This window comes from Tardiphaga sp., assembly GCF_044336785.1.
Taxonomy (GTDB): domain Bacteria; phylum Pseudomonadota; class Alphaproteobacteria; order Rhizobiales; family Xanthobacteraceae; genus Tardiphaga.
Genome location: NZ_JBIIOT010000041.1, coordinates 1 through 24735, shown reverse-complemented (window position 1 = coordinate 24735; position 24735 = coordinate 1). Strand labels below are relative to the sequence as shown.

26 protein-coding genes and 1 riboswitch are annotated in these 24735 nt (G+C 62.6%); of the genes, 10 read left to right on the top strand and 16 right to left on the bottom strand.

Annotated elements, in window-relative coordinates:
• Window positions 1–89: 89 nt before the first annotated feature.
• Together ACIQ2A_RS13650 and ACIQ2A_RS13645 are read right to left on the bottom strand one after the other, a co-directional pair.
• Window positions 90–377: a type II toxin-antitoxin system RelE/ParE family toxin gene (locus tag ACIQ2A_RS13650; RefSeq protein ID WP_398479940.1), complete on the bottom strand. Its 288-nt coding sequence runs from the start codon at window positions 375–377 to the stop codon at window positions 90–92.
• 3 nt (window positions 378–380) lie between these two features.
• Window positions 381–698 carry a hypothetical protein gene (locus tag ACIQ2A_RS13645; RefSeq protein ID WP_398479938.1) on the bottom strand — a complete coding sequence of 106 codons (318 nt, stop codon included), beginning with the start codon at window positions 696–698 and terminating at the stop codon, window positions 381–383.
• A gap of 110 nt (window positions 699–808) precedes the next feature.
• On the opposite strand from ACIQ2A_RS13645, the gene ACIQ2A_RS13640 reads away from it, so the two are divergent.
• Entirely contained in the window at window positions 809–1003 is a 195-nt protein-coding gene (locus ACIQ2A_RS13640; RefSeq protein ID WP_398479936.1) for a hypothetical protein, read from the top strand.
• Here the strand turns inward: ACIQ2A_RS13640 and ACIQ2A_RS13635 are convergent.
• The 8 genes from ACIQ2A_RS13635 to ACIQ2A_RS13600 form a co-directional block, all read right to left on the bottom strand.
• Complete coding sequence (locus ACIQ2A_RS13635) at window positions 1000–1212, bottom strand: helix-turn-helix domain-containing protein (RefSeq protein ID WP_398479984.1); 213 nt, start codon at window positions 1210–1212, stop codon at window positions 1000–1002. The genes ACIQ2A_RS13640 and ACIQ2A_RS13635 overlap by 4 nt on opposite strands.
• A 218-nt stretch (window positions 1213–1430) precedes the next feature.
• Window positions 1431–2366, bottom strand: a complete 936-nt coding sequence (locus ACIQ2A_RS13630) for a YiiG family protein (protein WP_398479934.1) — start codon at window positions 2364–2366, stop codon at window positions 1431–1433.
• A gap of 225 nt (window positions 2367–2591) precedes the next feature.
• Window positions 2592–4520 (bottom strand): phosphomethylpyrimidine synthase ThiC, encoded by a 1929-nt coding sequence (gene thiC, locus ACIQ2A_RS13625; protein WP_398479932.1) that lies wholly within the window; start codon window positions 4518–4520, stop codon window positions 2592–2594.
• 145 nt (window positions 4521–4665) lie between these two features.
• Entirely contained in the window at window positions 4666–5259 is a 594-nt protein-coding gene (locus ACIQ2A_RS13620; protein WP_398479930.1) for a thiamine phosphate synthase, read from the bottom strand.
• The gene (locus ACIQ2A_RS13615; protein ID WP_398479928.1) at window positions 5246–6040 is read right to left on the bottom strand and encodes a thiazole synthase; all 795 of its coding nucleotides are present in this window, start codon (window positions 6038–6040) and stop codon (window positions 5246–5248) included. Before ACIQ2A_RS13615 ends, ACIQ2A_RS13620 begins: the two co-directional genes overlap by 14 nt.
• A 145-nt stretch (window positions 6041–6185) precedes the next feature.
• The gene (gene thiS / locus ACIQ2A_RS13610; RefSeq protein ID WP_398479926.1) at window positions 6186–6383 is read right to left on the bottom strand and encodes a sulfur carrier protein ThiS; all 198 of its coding nucleotides are present in this window, start codon (window positions 6381–6383) and stop codon (window positions 6186–6188) included.
• Window positions 6374–7411 carry an FAD-dependent oxidoreductase gene (locus ACIQ2A_RS13605; protein WP_398479924.1) on the bottom strand — a complete coding sequence of 346 codons (1038 nt, stop codon included), beginning with the start codon at window positions 7409–7411 and terminating at the stop codon, window positions 6374–6376. Before ACIQ2A_RS13605 ends, thiS begins: the two co-directional genes overlap by 10 nt.
• Window positions 7399–7538, bottom strand: a riboswitch (TPP riboswitch). Its footprint overlaps the gene before it by 13 nt.
• A 72-nt stretch (window positions 7539–7610) precedes the next feature.
• The gene (locus ACIQ2A_RS13600) at window positions 7611–8126 is read right to left on the bottom strand and encodes a transglycosylase SLT domain-containing protein (RefSeq protein ID WP_398479922.1); all 516 of its coding nucleotides are present in this window, start codon (window positions 8124–8126) and stop codon (window positions 7611–7613) included.
• Window positions 8127–8340: 214 nt separating this feature from the next.
• Between ACIQ2A_RS13600 and ACIQ2A_RS13595 the strand changes: the two genes are divergently transcribed.
• On the top strand, window positions 8341–9801 hold the full coding sequence (locus ACIQ2A_RS13595) for a hypothetical protein (protein ID WP_398479920.1): 1461 nt from the start codon (window positions 8341–8343) through the stop codon (window positions 9799–9801).
• 112 nt (window positions 9802–9913) lie between these two features.
• On the opposite strand, the gene ACIQ2A_RS13590 is transcribed toward ACIQ2A_RS13595, so the two are convergent.
• Window positions 9914–11230: an ATP-binding protein gene (locus ACIQ2A_RS13590; protein WP_398479918.1), complete on the bottom strand. Its 1317-nt coding sequence runs from the start codon at window positions 11228–11230 to the stop codon at window positions 9914–9916.
• A gap of 2 nt (window positions 11231–11232) precedes the next feature.
• The gene (locus tag ACIQ2A_RS13585) at window positions 11233–11985 is read right to left on the bottom strand and encodes a response regulator (RefSeq protein WP_398479916.1); all 753 of its coding nucleotides are present in this window, start codon (window positions 11983–11985) and stop codon (window positions 11233–11235) included.
• 173 nt (window positions 11986–12158) lie between these two features.
• Between ACIQ2A_RS13585 and ACIQ2A_RS13580 the strand changes: the two genes are divergently transcribed.
• The 3 genes from ACIQ2A_RS13580 to ACIQ2A_RS13570 all read left to right on the top strand — a co-directional run bounded on the left by ACIQ2A_RS13580 (window position 12159) and on the right by ACIQ2A_RS13570 (window position 13845).
• Window positions 12159–12716 (top strand): hypothetical protein, encoded by a 558-nt coding sequence (locus tag ACIQ2A_RS13580; RefSeq protein WP_398479914.1) that lies wholly within the window; start codon window positions 12159–12161, stop codon window positions 12714–12716.
• A gap of 101 nt (window positions 12717–12817) precedes the next feature.
• On the top strand, window positions 12818–13195 hold the full coding sequence (locus tag ACIQ2A_RS13575; protein ID WP_398479912.1) for a PRC-barrel domain-containing protein: 378 nt from the start codon (window positions 12818–12820) through the stop codon (window positions 13193–13195).
• Window positions 13196–13290: 95 nt separating this feature from the next.
• Complete coding sequence (locus ACIQ2A_RS13570) at window positions 13291–13845, top strand: PRC-barrel domain-containing protein (protein WP_398479910.1); 555 nt, start codon at window positions 13291–13293, stop codon at window positions 13843–13845.
• Between the two features lie 106 nt (window positions 13846–13951).
• On the opposite strand, the gene ACIQ2A_RS13565 is transcribed toward ACIQ2A_RS13570, so the two are convergent.
• Entirely contained in the window at window positions 13952–15502 is a 1551-nt protein-coding gene (locus ACIQ2A_RS13565; protein WP_398479908.1) for a DUF4403 family protein, read from the bottom strand.
• A gap of 75 nt (window positions 15503–15577) precedes the next feature.
• Entirely contained in the window at window positions 15578–16273 is a 696-nt protein-coding gene (locus ACIQ2A_RS13560; protein WP_398479906.1) for a L,D-transpeptidase, read from the bottom strand.
• Between the two features lie 688 nt (window positions 16274–16961).
• Between ACIQ2A_RS13560 and ACIQ2A_RS13555 the strand changes: the two genes are divergently transcribed.
• The 3 genes from ACIQ2A_RS13555 (at window position 16962) to ACIQ2A_RS13545 (ending at window position 20403) form a co-directional block, all read left to right on the top strand.
• A complete protein-coding gene (locus tag ACIQ2A_RS13555; RefSeq protein ID WP_398479904.1) occupies window positions 16962–17453 on the top strand; it encodes a hypothetical protein in 492 nt (163 codons plus the stop codon).
• A 95-nt stretch (window positions 17454–17548) separates the two neighbouring features.
• The gene (locus ACIQ2A_RS13550) at window positions 17549–18952 is read left to right on the top strand and encodes an aldehyde dehydrogenase family protein (protein ID WP_398479902.1); all 1404 of its coding nucleotides are present in this window, start codon (window positions 17549–17551) and stop codon (window positions 18950–18952) included.
• A 197-nt stretch (window positions 18953–19149) separates the two neighbouring features.
• Window positions 19150–20403 carry an extensin family protein gene (locus ACIQ2A_RS13545; protein ID WP_398479900.1) on the top strand — a complete coding sequence of 418 codons (1254 nt, stop codon included), beginning with the start codon at window positions 19150–19152 and terminating at the stop codon, window positions 20401–20403.
• On the opposite strand, the gene ACIQ2A_RS13540 is transcribed toward ACIQ2A_RS13545, so the two are convergent.
• Entirely contained in the window at window positions 20404–21036 is a 633-nt protein-coding gene (locus tag ACIQ2A_RS13540) for a TetR/AcrR family transcriptional regulator (RefSeq protein WP_398479898.1), read from the bottom strand.
• A gap of 175 nt (window positions 21037–21211) precedes the next feature.
• Between ACIQ2A_RS13540 and ACIQ2A_RS13535 the strand changes: the two genes are divergently transcribed.
• Window positions 21212–22429, top strand: coding sequence for an HlyD family secretion protein (locus ACIQ2A_RS13535; protein ID WP_398479896.1), 1218 nt, complete (start codon window positions 21212–21214; stop codon window positions 22427–22429).
• 12 nt (window positions 22430–22441) lie between these two features.
• Window positions 22442–24031 (top strand): DHA2 family efflux MFS transporter permease subunit, encoded by a 1590-nt coding sequence (locus ACIQ2A_RS13530; protein WP_398479894.1) that lies wholly within the window; start codon window positions 22442–22444, stop codon window positions 24029–24031.
• Window positions 24032–24060: 29 nt separating this feature from the next.
• Here the strand turns inward: ACIQ2A_RS13530 and ACIQ2A_RS13525 are convergent.
• Window positions 24061–24735: pentapeptide repeat-containing protein (locus ACIQ2A_RS13525; RefSeq protein ID WP_398479892.1), on the bottom strand; the 675-nt coding region annotated here is incomplete at its 5' end.

The window sequence follows — 24735 nt, the reverse complement described above, 5'->3', positions numbered from 1 at the left end:
GCTCTGTACTCCGTTCGTGATTCCAATTGTGGCGCTTTTAACAGGGGAAGGATGACGGCAGCAATTCTGCGGGACGTCGGGATCGCCATCTATGGTCGCGCTTCGCGGGCATGCCAGATGCGAGCAATGGTCGTCTCGCCGGTGACCGCATTATGGCTGAAGCGGATCAAATAGGCTGATCGCCCGAACGGTACCCAAAGATCACGCAAGCCGGCATGTCCCGCTGGCGTGCCACGTCCTGGAAATGAGGTCAGTGAATCGATGCCGCGGATAATCTCAAAGATCGCTCGCTGCGCGGCGTTCGCATTTCGATCGGCAAGAAACGACTGCAATCTTTCGAGATCTGCCAGAGCAGCACGCGAAAGACGGATCGTCATCGTCTAGACTTTGCGCGGCTTTGGAGGCGGCAACTCCTTCGCCGTGCCCCAGCTTTCCATCCAGGTTTTGACGTCTTCCCAAGGCACCGCTTCGCGCGTTCGCTCAACCTCGGCGATGATGCGGGCATCTTCCGCGAGGGCTTCCTTGGACCACGCGCCCTCGCCGGCCGCGCGCATGGCGTCCAGATCGGGCGCCAGCAGCATGTCGCCGCCCACCAGTTCGGCGACCAGATCGGAGACGCTGATGCCGCGCGCCTCAGCCTGCGCGTTCAGTTGTTCCGCCGTTTCGGCGTCGATCTCGATGCGGACCTTGGAATTCATGGCCGGAGGATAGCAGAGCCTGCCGGGTTGTCGAGAAACGCATCGCCGCTGTCATGCGAACCCAAATCGTTCTGCCTGCGTCAAAGGGGCGGCTCACAGGGAGACAGGCCATGCTGCCGTCCACGCGGTTGAAACTCGCATCACTATTGTTCGGCGTCTTCTGGGCGCTCGGCATGTTCTGGTGGAGCGGCGCCTACAGCATTTCCAACGCGGCGTTGCTTGCCATCTGCGGCGCTTGCGCGGGCTGTGGCTGGTACTGGCTGATGCGCGGCTGCATCGTACGTGGGCGCTTGCCGGAGCACTAGCTGCTCGCCGGCACCTCGATGCCATCCGCCGAATATTGCTTGATCTTGTTGCGCATGGTGCGGACGGAGACGCCGAGCACGCGCGCCGCATGCGTGCGGTTGCCGTCGCAGCGCGCCAGGGTCTGCAGCATCAATTCGCGTTCGACTTCCTCGACGGTGGCGCCGACCAGCATCGGCACGACTTCGCTCGGCTCGGAGGCCGGCACCATCGCGTCGGCATCGAAGCCGCCATCGCAGGTGTCGTCTGAACCGTCGGAAAATTCACGCGCGGAATAATCGTCGCTGGTGAAGCTTTGGGACATCGGCATCCTCCCGATCAACGCACGTCTTGCGAGCGCAAGGCGATACATCGAGACAAACAGCCCCCCAGCCGTGCCGACAGGGTGGGCGCGTTTGGTTAACGAAAGGTTAACGGGACCGTCGTGAGCTACCGCCCGAACTTGGCGATGCTGTTATAGGACTCCACCAGCTGGTTGTAGTCGCGCAGCAGACGCGCCGGTGAGCCTTCGACCATCCAGCCGCTGCCGGGCTGCATCATCATCTTCTCGCCCTGCGAATAGGGCACCTTGTCGCGAATGCGGCGCATCAGCTGCTTCGATGTCACCAGCACCGATTTCGCATTGCTGGTGAAAAAGGACGACACCTTGCCGCCATCGGCCGCGTTCGTTTCCTCGAAACCCTTCACGCTGGTCTCGAGATCGGCCACCGCCTTGGTGATCGCATCGATATCCGGCTTGCCGGTGTCCTGCAGGCGCAGCACGCGCTTGGCGTCGATCATGATCACTTCGACATAATAGCGCGTCTTCTTGCCTTCCTTGGCCTCGATTTCCTTGAGCGCTTCCAGCTTGCGCTTGTCATTGATGGCATCGACGCCGGCGCGGAGCGACTTGTCGGCGGCGGAGAACGCATCCCAGGCAGCGACGAGTTTTGGATGCAGGGCACGGCCCTTGGCCATCTTGTCGTCCTTGTAGTTCTCCTGCGTGTAGTAATCGTCCGCGTCCTTCAGCAGCGGGCCCAGCGTCGTCACGGCGCTGACATAGGCGGAGGCGGCTTCTTCCAGCGTCGCATCGCGCGGCTCCAGCGCATTGGCGCTTTCGACGCTCTTCTTGCAGTCGTCAGTGTCGTAGATCGTATAGAGCCCATAGATGATGCGCTCCTTGCCGGTCGGCCCGGATTTCGGCGCCCAGCTGAAATAGCGCGCCTGCGAGTCATAGGCGCGTGACGACAGCCGGTTGATGCAGCCGACATAGGCATTGAGCTTTTCGGTCGCCGTGGAGGATTGTGCCGTGGCGGGCGTGGTGTTCGCCGAGGTCAGTGCGAGCGCTGCACCGGCAGCAACAACGAATGCGCGAAAAGAAATCATCGATCAGGTCTCCAGCGCCGAGCTATGCTTTGGTACGGCGGCAACGATAGGGGAGGCGCGCGAGCACAGCCAGAGAGGACCGCGCATGGCGCTATGCCGTCTTCGCTCCATTAGTTGCGTGATCCACCTTATGGGTTCACGTGTGATGCGCCTGTGACGTTCGACCAAAGCAAAAGGGCGGGTTGCTTGCGCGACCCGCCCTTCGCAATCATCAGCTTAGAATGCTTACAGCGCCTTGTTGCTGTCCTTCACCGCCTGCGCCTGCACATAGACCTGTTCGCCCATGTCCTTGAACTTCTGGCTCATGCTGGCCATGCCGTCCTCGATCACGCCACTCATCGACATGCCCATGCTCGCTTTGCCGCCAAGAGACAGCGCGGCCTTCTCGTTGTCGCCGAGCGTCGCTGCGTAGTCGCGCACGTCCTGCGTGATCTTCATCGAGCAGAACTTCGGTCCGCACATCGAGCAGAAATGCGCGACCTTGTGGGCTTCCTTGGGCAGCGTCTCGTCGTGATAGGCGACGGCCGTTTCCGGATCGAGGCCGAGATTGAACTGATCCTGCCAGCGGAAATCGAAGCGGGCGCGGGAGAGCGCGTCGTCGCGCAGCTGGGCTGCGGGATGACCCTTGGCGAGATCCGACGCATGCGCCGAGATCTTGTAGGTGATCACGCCGACCTTGACGTCGTCGCGATTGGGCAGGCCGAGATGCTCCTTCGGCGTGACATAGCAGAGCATGGAGCAGCCGAACCAGCCGATCATGGCCGCACCGATGCCCGAAGTGATGTGATCGTAGCCCGGCGCGATGTCGGTGGTCAGTGGCCCGAGCGTATAGAACGGGGCTTCGCCGCATTCCTTGAGCTGCTTGTCCATGTTGATCTTGATCTTGTGCAGCGGCACATGGCCGGGGCCTTCGATCATGACCTGACAGCCCTTCTTCCAGGCGATCTGCGTGAGTTCGCCCAGCGTCTCCAGTTCGGCGAATTGCGCACGGTCATTGGCGTCGGCAATGGAGCCCGGCCGCAGGCCGTCGCCCAGCGAGAACGAGACGTCATACTTGCGCATGATGTCGCAGATCTCGTCGAAGTGGGTGTAGAGGAAGCTCTCCTGGTGATGCGCCAGGCACCACTTGGCCATGATCGAGCCGCCGCGCGACACGATGCCGGTGACGCGGTTGGCGGTGAGGTGGATATATTGCAGCCGCACGCCGGCATGGATGGTGAAATAGTCCACGCCCTGTTCGCACTGCTCTATCAGCGTGTCCTTGTACAGCTCCCAGGTCAGCTTGACCGGGTCGCCATCGCACTTTTCCAGCGCCTGGTAGATCGGCACGGTGCCGATCGGGATCGGCGCATTGCGCATGATCCATTCGCGGGTGGTGTGGATGTTGCGGCCGGTGGAGAGGTCCATCACGGTGTCGGCGCCCCAGCGGATCGCCCACACCATCTTGTCGACTTCTTCCTCCACCGACGACGTCACGGCGGAGTTGCCGATATTGGCATTGATCTTGGTGAGGAAGTTGCGGCCGATGATCATCGGCTCGAGTTCGGCGTGGTTGATGTTGCAGGGGATGATCGCGCGGCCGCGCGCGATCTCGCTGCGCACGAATTCCGGCGTGATGAACAGCGGCACTTCGGCGCCGAAGCTCTCGCCATCGGCACGCGCGGCTTCGGCGCGCTCGAGCTGCTGCTTGCGGCCGAGATTTTCACGCTCGGCGACGTAGATCATCTCCTTGGTGATGATCCCGGCGCGGGCGAATTCAAGCTGGGTGATCATGTGATCACCGACACCGCGCAGCGGCTTGTGATGCGCCTTGAAAGCGGCGGCGGCATGCTTGGCGCCGACATTGCCGTTGTCTTCCGGCTTGATGTCGCGGCCTTCATATTCCTCGACACCGCCGCGTTCTTTCACCCACTCGATGCGGGCGCGCGACAGGCCGTTGTTGACGTCGATCAGCACGTTCGGATCGGTGTAAGGGCCCGACGTGTCGTAGACCGGCAAGTTTGGCTCGCCGGCGCCTTCGGACAAAATGATCTCGCGCAAAGGCACGCGCAGGTCCGGTGCGCTATCCGGTATCGCGTAGAACTTTCGCGACGACGGCAGTGCGCCGGTGGTGACAGCGGGCAGGGTGGTGTCGGGATTGGAGCGGATGTTCATGGGACGATCCTCCTGGTTTGGCGATTAGGCTCGTAAGTTCTTGGGTCGTCATTGCGAGGAGCGAAGCGACGAAGCAATCCAGACTTTCTTCACTTGGCTTCTGGATTGCTTCGCTGCGCTCGCAATGACAGTGAGAGACGGATAGTCAGGCGCCGAGCCATTGCCGCACGCGGGCATCCGGATCGGAATTCTGGGTGACATCGCTGACCACAGCGATGGAGTCGGCACCCGCGGCAAAGATCTCCGCGGCGTGTTCGAATTTGATGCCGCCGATGGCGACCAGCGGAAGCTTGCCGACGCGCTTCTTCCAGGTGGCGATCTTCGGAATGCCCTGCGGCGCGAAGCGCATGGATTTCAGCGTGGTGAAGAAGATCGGCCCGAGCGCGACATAGTCAGGCTCTGCGCGCAGCGCGGTTTCCAGTTCCTCCTCGTCATGCGTCGAAAGGCCGAGCGTGATGCCGGCTTTCTTGATCGCGGCGACATCGGCCTCGGCAAGGTCTTCCTGGCCGAGATGCAGATGCTGCGCCTTGAGCTCGATGGCGACGCGCCAGTAGTCGTTGACCACCAATTTCGTGCTGGTGCCCTTGGTGACGTCGAGCGCGGCGCGAAACAGGATCATCGCCGACGCATCGTCGAGCTCCTTGGCGCGCAATTGCACGGTGCCGACACCGAGGGCGGTGAGGCGCCTCACCCATTCCACGGTGTCGACGACGGGATAGAAACGGTCAGGATACGGCATGCCAGAACGGTGTCCCGATGACTGGAGTGGAAGGAGATGCGAAATCACGTTCGCCCATCAGCCCGGCCTCATAGCCGGTGCGGCCGGCCTCGACGGCGAGACGGAAGGCCTTGGCCATGGCGACGGGATCGGCGGCCTTGGCCACCGCGGTGTTGAGCAGCACGGCGTCATAGCCGAGCTCCAGTGCCTCGGCCGCATGCGATGGTGCGCCGATGCCGGCATCGACGACGAGCGTGATATCCGGAAGGCGGTCGCGCAGCAGTTTCAGCGCATCGCGATTGATGATGCCGCGCGCCGAACCGATCGGAGCGGCCCAGGGCATCACCACCTTGCAGCCGGCATCGACAAGGCGCATGGCGACGCCGAGATCCTCGGTGCAATAGGGGAACACCTCGAACCCGTCCTTCACCAGGATATTCGCGGCTTCGACGAGGCCGATCACATCGGGCTGCAGCGTGTCGTTGTCGGCGATCACTTCCAGCTTGATCCAGGGCGTGTCGAACAATTCGCGCGCCAGCTTTGCGGTGGTGACGGCCTCGCGCACGCTGCGGCAGCCGGCGGTGTTGGGCAGCACGGCGACATCGAGTTCGCGGATCAACGACCAGAACGCATCGCCGGTCTTGCCGCCGGCGCTCTCGCGACGGACGGACACGGTGACGATGCCGGCACCGGACGCGCGGATGGAGTCCTGCATGATGGCAGGCGAAGGATAGAGCGCGGTGCCGATCAGGAGGCGGGAGGCGAAGGTCTTGCCGTAGAAGGTCACGGTGGAGGTGCTCATACTGCGTCTCCAATCTCAATTGTCATCCCCGCGAAAGCGGGGATCCAGTACACACCGACAGCAGTGCTCAAGCCGTGACGACGGAGTGTACTGGATCGCCCGGTCAAGCCGGGCGATGACAGTGGAGTGTGTGGCATACGCATCCTCACCCTCCCTGCCGCGGCGTGATGATCTCGATCTCGTCGCCCGCCTTTAGTGCCGTTTCTGCCCACAGGCTGCGCGGCACAACGTCGTAATTGATCGCAATCGCGCAATGCGTGCCGGCGTAATCCAGCTCGCTCAGCAGCGCGCTCACATGCGACGACTGAACCTCGCGGGCTTCGCCATTGACGGTCACTTGCATTGCATCACCTCATTGTCGATCGCGCCACGCTGCACATAATTCAGCGTCAGCTCCGCCAGCGCAGGCGCCAGCAGGAAGCCGTGGCGATAGAGGCCGTTCACCGCGATGGTATTCTTCTCGATCGCAATGCGCGGCAGATTGTCGGGGAAAGCCGGGCGCAAGCCCGAGCCGAATTCGAGAATGCGCGCTTCGGCAAAGGCCGGATGCACCGCATAGGCGGCGCCCAGCAGTTCAAGCGCCGAGCGCACGCTGACGCCGCTGCCTTCGTTCTCGATCGAGGTCGCGCCCAGCATGAAACGGTTGTTCGCGCGCGGGATCACATAGAGCGGCCAGCGCGGATGCATCAGGCGGATCGGGCGCGACAGCTGCACCTCATCGGTCTCGATGATGATGATCTCGCCCTTCACGCCGCGCAGTTTTGACGTGGCGTCCTCTTCGCGCGCAAAAAGGCCGCGGCAATCGATCACGAGGCCGTCGAGATCCTCGGCCTTCGCCTCGCAATTATATTTGATGGTGCCGCCGGCCGCGGTGATGCGCCGATGCAGTTCGGGCAGCACCAGCCGCGGCTCCACATGGCCTTCGCCGGGATAGAACAGCCCGTCGCGAAAGCGGCCTTCCAGCGATGGCTCGATCTCGGCGACACCAGCGGCATCGAGCCGTTTGTAGCCCGACGTCATCTTCGCAAAGCGTTCGAAGTCCGCGCGGTCGCGCGGGTGCGCAATCACCAGCGAGCCGTTGAACGGCGTGTCCGGCAGTTCCGCGCGCCACAGCTCCAGTGCGCGCAGACCGAGTCGCGAGATCACCGGCTCGGAGACTTCCGCCTCACACCAGGGCGCCAGCATGCCGCCGCCCCAATGGGTAGTGGCGTCGCGCATCTCCGCATTGTCGCGCTCATAGAGCGTGACGGCGTGACCGGCCTTGGCAAGCAGCAACGCCTGCCACGCACCAGCGATACCCGCGCCAATGATGGATATAGGAGAGGTCGCCACGGCTGAATCGCCGCGCGACGCATGCGTCGTCTGATTCATCCCTGTCCCTTCGCCGGCATGACCCGGATCAGGTTCAAAGGGTCACCGCGGTATCGCATTGCTCGGGGATCGAGCATGCAAGCTAGCGGTATCTCAGCTCCTCGTCGGAGCCCCCCTCGGAACGACTCTAATTTAAACCTCCGGTGCTGCGTGTCAACGCGCCTTCACCGAATGGTCACAGTGGCATTTTTTCCAAGGCTTAGGGCTTGGGTGTCTCGACACTGGCCTGCTGGGTCTGCGCGGCTTCCTGCTGCTTCAGGCGCTCGGCATCCTTGGCGAAGATCGGCTGATGTGGCGGCGCGGAGACTTCGCGGCGCTGGCGCTTGGCCGCGTAGTAGTAGCCGCCGGCATAATAGGACACCGCGCGGTTGTGGTCGCCATGGGCGGCGCGATAGGCGCCCGCCAGATATTTGACGCCGTAAGTGAGATTGGTGTTGGGGTCGCGCAGGCCTTCCGCCGTGCCGGTGTAGCCGACGCCGCGGGCGGTCGCGAGCTTGATCTGCATGAGGCCGATGGTGGCGCCGCGGCCGATCAGGCCGGGATTATACTTGCTCTCGCGCATGATGACGCGATGCACCAGCGCTTCCGGCACGCCATTGGCCTGGGCATGCGAGGCCGCCATGGCCTGATAATCGGCGCGCTGCTGCGCATGGGCGAATTGGGGGAGGGCGGCAAGGGCGACAGCCGACGCCAGAATGGTCGAAATACGGATCATCAATGGTCTCGAAAGTGGCATCCGGCGGCAGTAAAGGGCCGGTCTTTCAGATGGCCTAAACCATCCCGCTCAATTCTTCTCGTTTGAGGCGCGAATTGAGTCTTTCTCGGGGCTGGCTGGCCGGGTTCCGGCAGCGATTTACCTCAAATTATGCCGCTTTGTGGTCCCATCGGCGCATTCGCGGCTGCTGATGCCGTTCTGCCACGGTCTGTCCATGACGATGTCGCTCGCTCACGCCACCGAAGTCCGCAAGCTGGACGGCCTGTTGCCGCTCTGGGTCGGCATCGGCGTCTATGCCCTGCTGCTCGCCGTCGGCAGCGGGCTGCTCAACGATCCCGACACCTATTGGCAGATCACGCTCGGGCAATGGATGCTCGATCATCACGCGGTGCCGCGTACCGATCTCTATTCTTTCACGATGCAGGGCCAGCCCTGGATCTCGACGCAGTGGCTGGCGCAAGTCGCCTATGCGCTCGCTTACAATATCGGTGGCTGGGCTGGCCCCGTCGTGCTCGCAGCCGCATCGGCATCGCTTGCCATTGCGCTGCTCGCGCATTTCCTGACTGCGCGTCTCGCCCGCACGCCGACCCTCATCATCCTCGCGGCGACGCCTGCTTTGATGGCCGGCCACATGCTGGCGCGGCCGCATGTGCTGGCGATGCCCATCATGGTGGCCTGGGTCGCCGGCCTCGTCGCTGCGATGGATCGCAAAGGCGTGCCGTCGTTCTGGCTGCTGCCATTGATGGCGCTGTGGGCGAACCTGCATGGTGGCTTTGTGCTCGGCCTCGCGCTGATCGGCCCCATCGCACTCGAGGCAATCTGGCACGCGCCGAAAGACAAACAGGCGCGCGCATTGCTGCATTGGATCGTGTTCGGTCTCTGCGCACTCGCTGCGAGCTGCATCACGCCTTACGGCTGGGAAGCACTGATGGCATCGCGCCGCATCCTCAGCCTAGGCGCCGCACTCGCGGTGATCGGTGAATGGCGTCCAGCGAATTTCGGCAAGGCCGGTCCGCTCGAGTTTTCTGTGCTCGCGGCGTTCGCCTTCGTCCTGTGGCGCGGCATCAGGCTGCCGCCCATGCGCATCGTGCTGGTGCTCGGCTTCGTCTATATGGCGCTCGGCCATGTGCGGAATGCCGAAGTGCTGGCGCTGCTGGCGCCGCTGGTGCTGGCGAAGCCGCTGGGTGAGCAGCTCGGACGCGATGACGATCGCGATGTGGCCTCATCGCCGGGCCGACTGCTGCTCGCGGGCATCGCACTATGCCTGATTGCCGGCACCGTCATTGTTGCATCCATCCGCCAATACACACCGTCCGAGCGTGCAGCGCCGATCGCTGCAGTCGATGCGCTGAAGAAGCTGAATGTCAGCCGCGTGTTCAATGACTACGATTTCGGTGGCTATCTGATCTGGCGCGGCGTGCCGACCTTCATCGATGGCCGCACCGAACTGTTCGGCGAGAAGCTGATGGTCGATCACAACGACGCCAGCGGCCTCGCCAAGCCGGACAATCTGTTCCGCCTGCTGAAGGATTACGAGATCAACGCCACGTTCATGCGCACCGAAAGTGCGGCCACAAAGCTGCTCGATCGCATCGATGGCTGGGAGAAGGTCTATAGCGACGAGCTCGCGACCATCCACGTGCGGAAAGACGTGCCGGGTGAGAAGGTGAAGTAGGCGCGGATCGTAGGATGGGTTGAGCGTAGCGAAAACCCATCAGCCGAACGATGCTGCAGACTCCGCTGATGGGTTTTCACGCCGGCGCTGACGCGCCTTCGCTCAACCCATCCTACGCCGTCGCTGCCACCGGCAGCGTAATTCTCACAATCAATCCCTGCGGCTGCCGATCCCGCAATGTCAGCTCGCCGCCATGGGCCAGCGCGATCGCGCGTGCAATGGATAGCCCGAGCCCGAATCCCGAGGCCTCGTGATCCATGTTCCGTGCATCGTCGCCGCGGACAAAAGGCTGCAGCATGGCGCTCTTGCGCGCATCGGAAATGCCCGGTCCGTCATCGGCCACGTCGATGACAGCGCCGGTTTCCGACATGGTGAGCGTGATCACCGCCTCGCCGCCGAACTTGACGGCATTCTCCACGAGATTGGTGACCGCGCGATGCAGGTCGTCCGGCCGCGCCATTGCCATCGCATGCGAGGGGCCGTCATAGGTCACCATGTGCCCGATATCGGCGAACTGGTCGGCGATCAGTTGCAGCGTGGTGGCGATGTCGGTGAGGGTGAGCTCCTCCAGCCGGCGATCATTGCGCAGGAACGACAGCACGGCTTCCAGCATCGCGCGCATCTGGTCGAGATCGCGCAGCATGTGGCGGCGGCTGTTCTCGTCCTCGATGAATTCCGAGCGCAGCCGCAGCCGGGTGATCGGCGTGCGCAGGTCATGGCTGATGGCGGCCAGCATCTTGGTGCGGTCGTCGATTAGCGCGGTGATGCGCTCGCGCATGCGGTTGAGCGCGCGGGCGACGGCGCGGATCTCTTCCGGCCCGCGCTCGGGCAATGGCGTCGACGTGCCGCTGAGGCTGAACTCTTCCGCCGTCCGTGCAAAGGATGACAGCGGCTCCGCCAATACGCGTGCGGCCCACAGGCCGAGCAGGGTCAACGTGATCACCGCAAATGCAAAGGTGAGGAAGACCGGCCCGCCCCAGAAAGGACGCGGAGGGCGGTCGGGCATGTCGGTGACCGAGAATTTCTGGCCATCGGCGAGCACGATGCCGACGCGGTTGTCAGCCAGGGGCAGCGCACGAACATCCGGCGCCATCTGCCGGCTCATGCGACGAAACGGAAATGTCTCGCTGCGCTCCTCGGCATCTGCGCTCTCGACCAGGCCGCCGGGCTCGTCGCGCAAATCGAATTGCGGGAAGGTCTGCATCATGCGGGCGAACAATGCGGCGCGATCGCTTGCCGGTGTCGCCGACAGCAGTTTTGCCATAGCTACCAGCTCGCCATGTCCGCGTTCCGGCGGCGGCGGTTGATCGGGCCGCAGCAGCGAGAATCCGACGCCGATGATGATATGAATGGCGACGATCGACATCACCACCAGCGCCGCGATCTGGCCGCTGATGCGCCGGAGATTGAGGACGTTCAACAGCCGCATGATCAGGCCGGCTGCAGGCCTGATGACGTTTCCCCGCCGACGGTCTCCACATTCGGCGTGAACATGTAGCCGCCGGAGCGCACGGTCTTGATCAGCTGTGCATCCTGCGGATCGACCTCGATCTTGCGGCGGATACGGCTCACCAGCACGTCGATGCTGCGCTCGAACGAGCCGGCATTGCGGCCCTGTGTCAGGTCAAGCAGGCTGTCGCGCGACAGCACGCGGCCGGGGCGTTCGACGAAGGCGCGCAACAAATCGAATTCGGCCGAAGTCATCGCAATGCGCGCGCCCTCGGGATTGCGCAGCTCGCGAAGGCGGAAATCCATCTGCCAGCCAAGGAAGGTGAGGGCGGAGGCGTCGGGCACTGCGCTCGCATTGAGTGCGGTCGCCTGCCGGCGCAGCACGGCATTGATGCGGGCCAGCAATTCGCGCGGATTGAACGGTTTCGGCAGATAATCGTCAGCGCCCATTTCCAGCCCGAGGATGCGATCCACATCCTCGCCGCGCGCCGTCAGCATGATGATCGGTACCTGCGACTCCGCGCGCACGCGGCGGCACAGGCTGAGGCCGTCTTCGCCGGGCAGCATCACGTCCAGGATCATCAGGTCGATGCGGTTGTCTGCCAGCGCCTTGTCCATTTCGCGCCCGTCGGCCGCGACAGTGACATTACACGCATTGGTACGCAGATACTTCGCAATCAGCGTGCGGGTTTCGCGGTCATCTTCCACGACCAGAATATGGGGAGGGTTTGCCATGAGAACCCTTTTGGCGAGGATTGGCGCCGATTGCAGGGAAAATTTGTTTCGGTCTGTTGCTGTTCCCGTCAGCGTAACGCCTTGCAACATCTTGGCAAGCCGACAGCAAGGCTTCGTTAACATGGTTAACGGGAAATGGCTGCAGTCACAGGCCAAGCCTCCCGGAGCAGATCATGACATCCATCTCGGCTGCATCCAGCAGCCTCTATCAATCGCCTCTCCAGAAGCTGCAGCAGCAGTTGCAGGCCCAGGTCACCTCCGGAACAATCAGCAGCGGCGATCAGGATGCATTGTCGACGGCCCTGGACAGCATCGATTCCTCGATGCAGGCCGACCGCAGCAGCGCGAGCAGCGGCACGCGGCCGTCGGCGGACGACATGACGTCGAAGATCGACAGTCTGATCAGCGCACAGGTCTCCAGCGGCAACCTCACCTCCGAACAGGCCGATGAATTGAAGGGCGTGTTCGAATCGGCCTTCGCCGATGCTCCCGGCGGAGCCAAGGGCGCGGGCGGTCCGCCTCCGGGCGGCGGTCCCCCGCCGTCCGACAGCGACGACGATAGCGATGACACCGATAGCACCACCAATATCAGCGACGTCATGCAGCAGTTCCTGGACTCGCTGAAGCAGTCGCTGGAAGCGTCGACATCGAGTTCCTACAGCGCCAGCGGCACGACGGCGTCGGGAACCTCGGCGTCGTTCACCGCGCTGCTGCTGGACTACAAGAGCTAGCAATATTGATGGCGTCATCCGCCGGAATGGTGGACGACGCCATCGAAACCCTTCGCATCCATCCTCATTGTTCCTCCTAACGACAACACACGGAGGCAATGATGGCTCTCGATGTCATGATGAGGCCGCACACGCTGATCGCCAGCGACCGCATCGAAGGAACCGCGGTGCGCCGCGCCAATGGCGATCGGATCGGCCACATCGAACGGCTGATGATCGACAAGCTCAGCGGCAAAGTGTCGTATGCCGTGATGTCGTTCGGTGGCTTTCTCGGCATCGGCTCGAATCTGCTCGCGGTGCCGTGGACGCTGCTCACCTATAGCCGCAAGCTCGATGCCTATCAGCTCGATATCGACGATGAGGAGCTGCGCAGCGCGCCGTCCTTCACCGAGAAGCGCGATTTCGATTGGGGCGATCGGTCGCAGGAAGAAGCGCTGCACCGCCACTACGGCGTCGCACCCTATTGGGGTGAATTCTAACTACACTTCGCGCGACTACAATTTCATGGCGGAACCGGAACTGTGTCGAAATCCTCGCGTTGTTTTGGGACAGGTGGCAACAACAGGAGGAACATATGTTCAAGAAATATATGACGGCTGGTATCGTTGGTTCGGCTCTGCTCGCAACCGCAGCCTTCGCCCAGAGCCCGAGCACATCGTCCACGACGGCTCCCGCTGCGACGGCAACCCCGGCACCGGCGGCCGCTGATACCACGTTCAACGGCAACTGGCGGACCTCGAAGGTCGTCGGCCTCAATGTGTATAACGAGGCCAATGAAAGCCTCGGTTCGATCAATGATCTTCTGACCGACAAGGAAGGTAACATCAAAGCCGTGGTCATTGGCGTGGGTGGCTTCCTCGGCGTCGGCGAGCGTCTGATCGCCGTGCCTTATGACAAAGTCAAGTTCATGAATGAGCCGGTACAGACCTCGGCTGCAGCCAGCGGCGGCTCGGCCGGCATGGCGAAGTCGACCTCGACCTCCAGCGGCATGACCACCGGCGCAGCGACGTCGGGCGGCGCCGCGGCAACGCCGCCGAAGCAGAACCCCTGGTATCCCGATCACGCCGTGATCAGTGGCGCCAGCAAGGATCAGCTGAAGGCGATGCCGGAGTTCAAGTATTCGACCTAACGGTCGGTGATAAATACGGGTGACGTCGCATTGGTGGCGATGTAATCCGACGAAGAGGGCGCGTCTGCTCCTGCAGGACGCGCCCTTTTTCGTGTCGTGAATGGGCTCACAAATTCGGCAGCTTCGTCACCGTCACATTGATCGCGCCTTCGGCCTCGGCAATGACGCGCAGCGTCTTCGAGTCGAACGCGATCCCGCCAAGCCGCAGCGCCGTGATATCGGCGCCCACCCTCAACCCATCCTCATTCTTCTGGAAGTCCGTCAGCACGCCCGCGATCTTGCGCTGCGCATTCGATGCGAACGGCTTGAGATCGATCACCGCGCGCTCCGCCAGCGTGCTCTGCAGCAGCGGCATCGCCGCGCGCGCCGCAGCACCGAGCAGGCCGAATGCCGCTTCCGATTCCACCGCAAGTTCGAGATTGGTGAAGCGCATCACCTGGTTGACCTGATCCAGCGCCGGCTTGCCCCAGACGTGCACAGTGGCTTCGCCGCCGAGGCCGAACCAGCTCGACTTCTCCTTGGCATTGACCAGCAGCGAAATCAGCAGACGGTCACCGGAGGCGCGCACGGTCGCCTTCTTCACGGTGACCGAGACTGAGGCTGAGCCATCCTCCGGAAACGTCTTCCCGGCCAGCTGCGCCTCGATGATCTTGTTGAGCTCGGTGAACGGCATGTCGATGGGCACACCGATGTTGAGCCTGCCGGGGCCGGGCGGCACGATGGCGAGCGTCGCCGGGAACGGGCAGTTCGGCGTCGTCTGCAGGCCGGTCACGCGCGTTTCCGCTTCGACGCCGAGCGTCAGCGTGATGTTGCTGCCGTCGATGCGCGGCTGTGCGGCGATGGCGCGGGTCGGTTTCAATTCGAGAAACAGGTTCTGCACCGAGCTTGCGCCTTGTAGCGGTACCGAGCGGCACAGTTTGGCCCATTCGCGCCGCGCATTCTGCTCGAAGGCTGGGTCGTTGCGCAGCCGCTGCTGCACGGCGGCGATCTGCTCATTCACCGCATTGTCGATCATCGGCTTCACCTGCGCGGGCACATTGATGCGCACGCCGCTGACCGATGCATTGGTGTCGCCGAGCGTCACTTGCGCCGTCAGGCCCGGCTCGATGCGCCAGTTCGGTGTCAGCCGCGGCTGCGACGCCACCACCACATTGCCGCGGATCTCCGCATTGGCATTGACGTTCTTGATATTGATAGTGCCGATCTGCTTGGCGACATTGCCGCCGAGCAGGTTGCCGAGCGCGCCGCCGAGCGCCTCGCGCACATTCGTTGATAGCTCGCCGCTGACATTCAGCGTGCCGTTCAGTGGCGTGGACATGGTCAGCGTATCCGACGCGCCGGTGGCCGTGATGGCGCCGCGCGCCGCACTCCATTTGATGTCGGCATTCTGCAGGATCTGCTGCGCCGGGTTGGGCGCGGTGCCGGCGAAGTTTCGCGGCGCCCCGCGTTCGACGGTGTCGCGGATTGCCGCGAGCGTGACGGCAACGGGCGCCGCGATGGTGGAACTGCGCGGCGGGGAGGGCGGCAGCGGCGGCAGTTCGACCAGCGTCGGTGCAGCGCCCGATCCGCGCGGCGCCACATAGTCCATGATCTTCAGAGCAGCCACGAAAGAAACGGCGATCAGCGCCGAGCCGATCAAAATGGTCTTCAGACGCATGATGTCCCCGCATGCAATATGCGGGGACAGTACATCATGGGGCGAAGTGGGCAAAGTAAGGCGGACGCATCAGCGTCATCCCCGCCTGCCATGCGCATTGTCCGCCCGCCGATCCATCGGCAGCACGATCACCTTGGTGCCGACGGTGACCCGCGAATACAGGTCCGACACGTCCGTATTGGTGAGCCGGATGCAGCCGGACGACACCTGGGTGCCGATGGTCTCCGGCATATTGGTGCCGTGGATGCGATAGATCGTATTGCCGAGATACATGGCGCGGGCGCCGAGCGGATTGCCGGGGCCGCCGGCCATATGGCGCGGCAGATAGGGCTGGCGCGCGATCATTTCAGCGGGCGGCGTCCAGGCCGGCCATTCCGCCTTGCGCGTCACCGTCTGCACGCCGGACCAGGTAAAACCGTCGCGGCCGACGCCGATGCCGTAGCGGATCGCCTGACCGTTGCCGAGCACATAGTAGAGATAGGTGTTCGGCGTATCGATGATGATGGTGCCCGCCGCTTCGCGGGTCGGATAGTTCACGACCTGACGCTTGAAGCGCGATGGCTGTTCGATCGCCGGGCGATCCTCGTCGGCCTGCGGTGCTTGATAGTAAGGCGCGGGCTCCGCTTGTACCGGCGGCGACATGAAGAAGGGAAACAGCGGCAGCGGCGCTGATTTGGCCGGGCCGGCAAAAGCGAAGGCGCTGGCGAGCAGCGCGCCAACAGCGACGGCAGCGCGGCGAACTTTCATTTCGAAACGAGCGAGCGTGAACATGGGGGTTCTCCGTTTGAGCGCCTGTGAGTGAGCGCCCATTCGGCGTCTCGTTGGCGTCAGGAGTACCCGGAGCTGGTTTCAGGAGATTTGCGTCAAAGCCGCAAAACGATGTCATCGGGCGGGATAAATGTGTCGTCCGTGCTTCATCGCGGAAGTGTAGTTGTGCGGTGGTGTCAGAACGGGTCGCAGTGATACCGGCGGCCGGCGCGATCGATTAACCGTAAGGGGAGAGCGCGTGACGCGTAGGATGGGGGTCGCCCCAGCGCGTCGCGCCTCCATTCGACCCGTACGGGCGCCTACAGCAGCCCGAGCACGATGGCGCCGACAAGGGCCATGGCCGCATAGGCGGCAACCATGCTCAATTGACCCACGAATGCCGTCATGGCGATGCCTCCTTTGTCCTGCGCCGGGTAACGCGAGAGATCGCGATCCCGTTCCTCGCTCGGTTACCAAAACCGCGCGAGCGGTCATTTTGGGTGCCGCATTGCATCCTTGGCGTGTGTTGATGCTGTAACATGATCGACGAATTCCGGTACTCCGACGCAATAATCCAGATTCTTAAACTAATTTTGCGTGTCTGTTCCCAATCGGGATGATGACTTAAGATTGTTGTGGTGTCAGGGTGGGGCCTCGCGAGCGATGTGAACCCGGAGAGTCGGAGCCATCGGGCATGAGGTCAGGTGCGCTGTTGGATCGACGGCTGCTGCGCCATGCGACAGCGATCTTCGCCCTGCTTGTGGCGGCCACGCAGGCCGAGGCCGCTTGCACGCCCGCGGCCACCAGTGCGCCTCCACTCCCGCCCGGGACCGCCGTGACTTGCTCGGGCATCACGACCAATCAGAGTGGAACCAATGGCTACGGAACGGTGAGCCAGACGGGCCTTGTCATCGATGTCCAGAATGCAGCCTCGGTCACCGGCACGCTAAATGGCCTGCATTTCTCGGATGCCGTTGTCAGTAACGGCGCCGTCATCACCGGCGGTTCGGACGGGATCAATTCAATGACAGGCTTCGCCAGCATCACGAATTCCGGCAGCATTTTCGGCACCACCGGGACTGGCGTCAGGATGGAGCGGGATTTAGCGCTGCTGAATAATGCGACCGGCATTATCGGCGGAGCCATCAACGGGGTCTCTGTCTTTGCCCGCACAGCAAACGTCACCAATTTCGAATTAAAATAACTCCAACTGCCACTCCTGTGACGCCAAACGCGTGATATACACGTGGATATAACGAGGCGCGTCAAAGTCGTCCGTTAAACAGGGAGTGCACGTTCATGACCAGCTACAATCTTCTCATCGACGGGAAGATGGTTCCCGGCGCCATGCAGATGCCGGTTCTCAATCCCGCCACTGAAGATGTGGTGGCGCAGTGTCCGCGGGCTTCGAAAGAGCAGCTCGATGCGGCCGTGGCAGCCGCGAAGGCTGCCTATCCGGCCTGGGCCGCGACGCCGCTCGGCGAGCGCCGCAAATACATCGTGCAGATGGCCGATGTGATCGAGGCCAATGCCAGCGAGCTCGCGCACATCCTCACCAGCGAACAGGGCAAGCCGCTCACCGATGCGACCGCAGAGGTGATGGGCATGGGCGGCTTCTTCCGCTATCTCGCCTCGCTCGATCTGCCGATGAAGGTGATCGAAGACTCAGGCGATCGCCGCGTCGAGGCGCATCGCCGTCCGCTCGGCGTCGTTGGCTGCATCATCCCGTGGAATTACCCGCTGCTGATCCTCGGCTTCAAGCTGCCGCCTGCGCTGTTGGCAGGCAATACGCTGGTGGTGAAGCCGGCGCCGACCACGCCGCTGGCGACGCTGCGCTTTGCCGAACTGGTGCAAGGCGTCCTGCCGAAGGGCGTGCTCAACGTCATCACCGACGCCAATGATCTCGGCGACGTCATGACCAGGCATCCGGACATCCGCAAGATCTCGTTCACGGGATCGACGGCCACCGGCCAGAAGGTGATGACCAGTGCAGCAGCGACACTCAAGCGCATCACCCTCGAACTCGGCGGCAACGATGCCTCTATCGTGCTAGACGATGTCGATCCGAAGAAAGTCGCGCCCGGCATTTTCGAAGGCGCATTCCAGAACAGTGGCCAGGTCTGCCTCGCCATCAAGCGGCTCTATGTGCATGAGTCCGTCTATGACGAGATCTGCCAGGAGCTCGTGGCCATCGCCAACAACACCGTGGTCGATGATGGCACCAAGCAGGGCACCAAGCTCGGCCCGCTGCAGAACAAGATGCAGTATGAGAAAGTGAAGGGCTTTCTCGATGATGCCCGCAAGAACGGCAACGTCATTGCCGGCGGCAATGCGATGGACCGACCCGGCTATTTCATCCAGCCCACCATTGTGCGCGACATCGCCGAGGGCACCAAGCTCGTCGATGAAGAGCAATTCGGTCCCGTGCTACCCGTCATCAAATATTCCGATCACGACGACGTGATCCGCCGCGCCAATGCCACTACTTACGGGCTTGGCGCCTCGGTCTGGTCCTCGGACACGGAACGGGCCCATAAAGTCGCCAGCCAGATCGAGGCCGGTACGGTGTGGATCAACAAGCACCTCGACATGGCCCCGCACATCCCGTTCGGCGGCGCCAAGCAGTCGGGCATCGGAACCGAATTTGCCGAGGAGGGCCTCGCCGAATTCACCCAGCTGCAGATCATCAACGCGGCGCGCTGACGATCCACGACGAAAATTCGTAACGGAGCGCTTTTGTCCATCTGGGATGGGCGAGGGCGCTCCGCCTCATTTCAGCCGCTGGTCTGCCGCCGTGCGGACGCACCGAATAATGCGCGGGCGCGCAAATACCCGTCTTTTCAGCGCTCGAAAACGCCCATGTTGAAGAGTCTTTAAAACATTTAGCTCAACTTGCGCGCATGACGCGCGGAGTTCGTTTGTATCTCGTCGGCTCCTTCGTCCTTGTCTCGATGGCTGGTTGCGGCAAAGGTTTGTTCCAAACCGAAACGCGCGACCCCTGGCGAGCCGAGGCAGAAGTCGCATGCATGAAGTCGGGCGCCGTGCGCGAAAGCGCCGGCCTGGTCCGCATCGAACCTATTTCGGGTCCCGGTGTCTGCGGCGCAGAATTTCCTTTGAAGGTCGCAGCCCTCGGTGAATCCAACAGCACCATCGGCTTTGCCGATGAAGCGCCTCGTCCGCCCGGCGGCATCGGTGGCGGCCCGTCGCGCTGGCCGGTACAGCAGGCGCCGTCGCAGCCGATGGTGCGCGCCACCAGCAGTTATCCCAATTCCTATCCGCCATCGGCGCCGCCGCTGCAGCAGCCATCCTATGGCGGCGGCTACAATACCGGCTACGCCAATGCGCCGGCGGGCAATGGCCCAGTCTCGCTAAACGCACCCGGCGTCCATGAGGCTGAAGACGATATCAATCTGCCGCCCGATGGTGCGCCCGAGCAGGCGATGCCGCGCAGCGCGCCGCCACAAACGCGCACGCCTTACGGGCGCTATAGTTCCGGTCCTGCGCAGACCCAACCGCAGCAGGATTACGCCCAGCCGCGCCTCGGTCCTGGCGGCGGCAATGTCACAGGCTCCGTTGGTCCCGTTGAAGTGAAGCCGACGGCGACACTCGCTTGCCCGATCGTCTCACAGCTCGACAAATGGCTCGCCGAAGTCGTGCAGCCGGCTGCGATGCGCTGGTTCGGCCAGCGCGTGGTGTCGATCCGCCAGATCTCCGCCTATTCATGCCGCGGTATGAACGGCAATTCGCGCTCGCATATTTCCGAACACGCCTTCGGCAACGCACTGGATATCGCAGCTTTCACCTTTTCCGATGGTCGCAACATGTCGGTGAAGAACGGCTGGAAGGGCCTGCCGGAGGAGCAGGGCTTTTTGCGCGACGTTCAGGGTGGCGCGTGCCAGTATTTCACGACGGTGCTGGCGCCGGGCTCCAACGTCTATCACTACGACCATATCCACGTAGACCTGATGCGCCGTCCGAAGCGCCCGTCGATCTGCAAGCCGGCGGCCGTGTCGGGTGAGGAAGTCGCGTCGCGCGCCATGGGCCGCAGCTATGCCGGCCGCGGCGACGATGGCCCGACCGGTTCGATCAAGAAGGCGGCGGGCAAGAAAAACAGCAAGACGCCGGACGATGAGGACTTCTACGAGAACGAATAATCAGGTGCGATAGGCCGCGAGGAACACGCGCACCGCGCTGTTCACGACCTTGTCGATCTCCGCTGTGGTCGGAGATGGTTTTGCCTGAAAGATAAATGGCTGAAACAAAGTCGCCTGGCACGACATCATGAATTGCGCCGCAGCGAGTTCGGTGTCGTCGATTTCCAGCTCGCCCGCCTTCACGCGCGCATCGAGATAGCCGGCCACCTGCCTGATCGCATGGGCCAGCACCGCTTCATAAAAGCGCTTGCCGACATCGGGCATCCGCTCCGCAATCGCCATCACCGTGCGAATGGCGGAGCCACCGCCGGGTCTGCACAGCAACTGGATATAGCCGCGGCCAAACTCCGCGAGTGTCGTTTCAGCGTCCCGCTCGGGATTGAGATTGAAGACGGCCTTGCCCTGTTCAAGCTTTTCCTGCTCGACAATGGCTTCGAACAGCCCGCTCTTGTCGGTGAAATAGACATAGAGCGTGCCCTTGGAGACACCCGCAGCACGCGCGATCTCGCCCATGCTGGCGCCGTCAAACCCCAACGTCATGAAGACCTTACGCGCGCCGTCGAGAATCTGCCGGCGTTTGGCGCTGTCTTCTTCGCCGACCGGGGCGAGGGGGGCATGGGAGGTGGCAACCATTCATTCAGCCTGTCGCAGGGAACCGGAGCGGACTGCTCGCCCAAGCCCGGAATAGCTCGAAATCGCGATGGAACGATGATCTCTGTATCTTGACCGAACCGTTCGGTCAATGTACATGATGCCACACCAAGCGGGAACCAGATTATTTCCGCACGATCATTTTCAGGAGGCCGGAATGGCCGCACCACGCGATCAGGCAGCACGTATCGTTCGCAGCGACGCCAAGGATGAGGTCGTCGCGGCGCGGGTGGTGCCGTTGGAAGAGCGTAGCCCTGGCGACGCACCGGAGAAGCCGGCCGAAGCGCCAGCCGCCGCACCGGCCGCAGCCAAGCCGGCCGCGCCGAAATCGCCGCGCAAGAAGCGCATCTTTATGGGCATCGGCGCACTCGCTGCCGTTGCCGCCGTCTATTACGGCGTGAACTATTATCTGGTTGGCCGCTTCATCGTCTCTACCGACGACGCCTATGTGCGTGCCAATAACTCGACGCTCGGCGCGCGCGTCTCCGGCCACATCGCGCAGATCATTCCAGGCGACAATACCGAGGTGAAGGCCGGGCAGGTACTCTTCAAGATCGACGATGGCGACTACAAGATTGCCGTCGATGCAGCCCAGCGGAAGATCGATACGCAGAAGGCGACGATCGAGCGCATCGGTCGTCAGGTCGAGGCGCAGGACAGCGCGGTGGCGCAGGCGCAGGCGCAATTGTCGTCAGCCGACGCCGCCGCCACTCGCGCGCAGCTTGAATTCGATCGCCAGGAGACGCTGAGCAAGCAGGGCTTTGCCTCTCGCTCGGTTTATGAGACGTCGCAGTCGAACCGCGATCAGACTGCAGCGTCGGTGAAGGCCGCGAAGGCCGCCGTCGACTCCGCCAGAAGCGCTGTCGAAGTCACCAAGGCGCAGCAGGCGGAAGCCCGTGCGCAGCTGCAGGAATTGCAGAGTTCGCTTGACAAGGCGCAGCGCGATCTCGCTTTCACCGATGTGAAGGCGCCCGTGGATGGCATCTTCTCCAACCGCATGGTCAATCTCGGCGACTTCATCACAACCGGCCAGCGCCTCGCCAATATCGTGCCGCTCGACGATGTCTTCATCGATGCCAATTTCAAGGAAACGCAGCTGCGTCGCCTGAAGCCGGGTCAGCCGGTGTCGGTCGAGCTCGATGCCGATACCAGCCGCGTCATCAATGCGACGGTCGATAGCCTGTCGCCGGCTGCCGGCCAGGTATTCACCCTGCTGCCGCCGGACAATGCGACCGGCAATTTCACCAAGATCGTGCAGCGTGTGCCCGTTCGCGTGCGCGTGCCGGCCGATGTCGCCAAGCAGAATGTTTTGCGCGCAGGCATGTCGGTCTATGTCCGCATCAATACCAAGCCGGACGCGAAGCCCGCGCAGTAACGGATCGCGCAGATGTCCTCGGCATCGACCACCACCTCAGGAGCACCGCCGGCCGCGCCGGTGGATGCCGATCGGATTCCGCCGAAACGCCTGATCGCGTTCCTGATCATGGTGTTCGGCATGTTCATGTCGATCCTCGACATCCAGATCGTCTCGGCCTCGTTGTCGGACATCCAGGCCGGTCTGTCGGCGTCGTCCAACGAAGTTTCGTGGGTGCAGACCGCTTATCTGATCGCGGAAGTCATCGCGATTCCGCTGTCGGGCTTCCTGTCGCGCGCGCTCGGCACGCGCTTGCTGTTCGCCATCTCGGCAGCGGGTTTCACCTTCGCCAGCCTGATGTGCGGCTTCACGCAGTCGATCGAACAGATGATCCTGTGGCGTGCGGTGCAGGGTTTTCTCGGCGCTGGCATGATCCCGACGGTGTTTGCTTCGGCCTATACGGTTTTCCCGCGCTCGAAATTCCACATCGTCGCGCCGATCATTGGCCTCGTCGCGACACTCGCGCCGACCATCGGCCCGACGGTCGGCGGCTACATCACCGATGCCATGTCATGGCACTGGCTGTTCTTCATCAATGTGGTGCCGGGCATCGGCATCACGCTCGGTGTGCTGGCACTGGTCGACTTTGACGAGCCGCATTTCGAGTTGCTCGATCATTTCGACTGGTGGGGCCTCGGCTTCATGGCCGGCTTCCTCGGCTCGCTTGAATATGTGCTGGAAGAGGGGCCGCGCAACGACTGGTTCGAGGACGAGGCGATCCTGATCTTCGCCGTGATCTGCGCATTCTCCGCCGTCGCTTTCTTCTGGCGCGTGCTGACGGCAAGAGAGCCGATCGTCGATCTGCGCGCCTTCACCAATCGCAACTTTGCGCTTGGGTCGACCTTCTCGTTCTGTATCGGCATCGGCCTTTATGGCCTGACCTATATCTACCCGCTCTATCTTGCCCAGGTGCGCGGCTACAGCGCGCTGCAGATCGGCGAGACCATGTTCGTGTCGGGTATCGCCATGTTCCTGATGGCGCCGATCGTCGGTCGCCTCATGACCAAGGTGGACCTGCGCTTTCTGATCGGCGCCGGCCTCGTGCTGTTTGCCTCCGGCACCTGGCTGATGACGTCGATCACCCGCGACTATGATTTCTATGAATTGCTGGTGCCGCAGATCCTGCGCGGCATGGGCATGATGCTTGCGATGGTGCCGATCAACAATATCGCGCTCGGCACTCTGACGCCGGAGATGCTCAAGAATGCATCCGGCCTGTTCAATCTGACGCGCAATCTCGGCGGCGCGCTCGGCCTCGCACTCATCAATACCGTGCTCGATCACCGCACCGATTTTCACATCTCGCGCCTGCACGACAAGGTGACATGGGGCAACGCCCAGGCGGTCGAGACGCTGAACATGCTGACGCAGAAATTCCAGGGCATGGGCGATGCCTCGCGCATGGCGCTGAAGCAGCTGACGAATATCGTGCATCGCCAGGCCGTGGTGATGGGCTTCGGGGATGCGTTCTTCCTGCTGTCGTGTTTCTACATCGGCCTCAGCGTGATGGTGCTGATGCTGGACAAGCCGGCGAACCCCGCGGCTGCCGGCGGCGGACACTGAGCGAATAGCATAGCTGTGATCGCACGCTGCTAGGCGACCTGCAGGCCGATCTGTCGCAATAATTCGGCTGCTTGAGCTGTCGAGATGACCGCGCCCTTGAAATGCCTGGCATCGGTGATTTTGACGCCTCCGAGATCGGCACCACGTAGGTCGGTCTTGTCGAAACGACAATCCTTGATGTTGGCGTCTCGCAGCGAGCAATCCTTGAATGTTGCTCCGCTGAAATCGCAGGCGGGCAGGTCGGCATCGCTGAAGTCGATGCCTTTGAGGATCGCTTTGCGAAACGAGAGGCGCGGAAGTTTGGCCATGCCGAACAACACGTCTTCCACCGACATTCCGATGATCTTGGCTTCGGTAAGGTCTGCGCCCGTCATTTTGACCCGGCGCAGCCGCGCGTGCTGCAGCGTCGCGCGTCGGAAGCTCACATTGTTGAAGTCGCCTTCTTCGATCACCGCTTCCGAAAGGTCGGCGCTTTCGAAACTGGCGCCGGCGGCCCGGCAGGCGAGAAACTGCGCTTCTTCGCATTCGCTGCCCACAAAGTCCGTTCGGGTCAGGTCGCAGCGCTCGAAGTGCCAGTTCTCGAACGCCATGCGCGAGAGGTCGAGGCCCGACAGGTCGCATCCGATCAGTTGAAGGCGACGGCCGGCGCTGGAGTGATCCTCGATATCCGATCGTCGAGGTGTGTCATCTTCCAGTTTGACGTC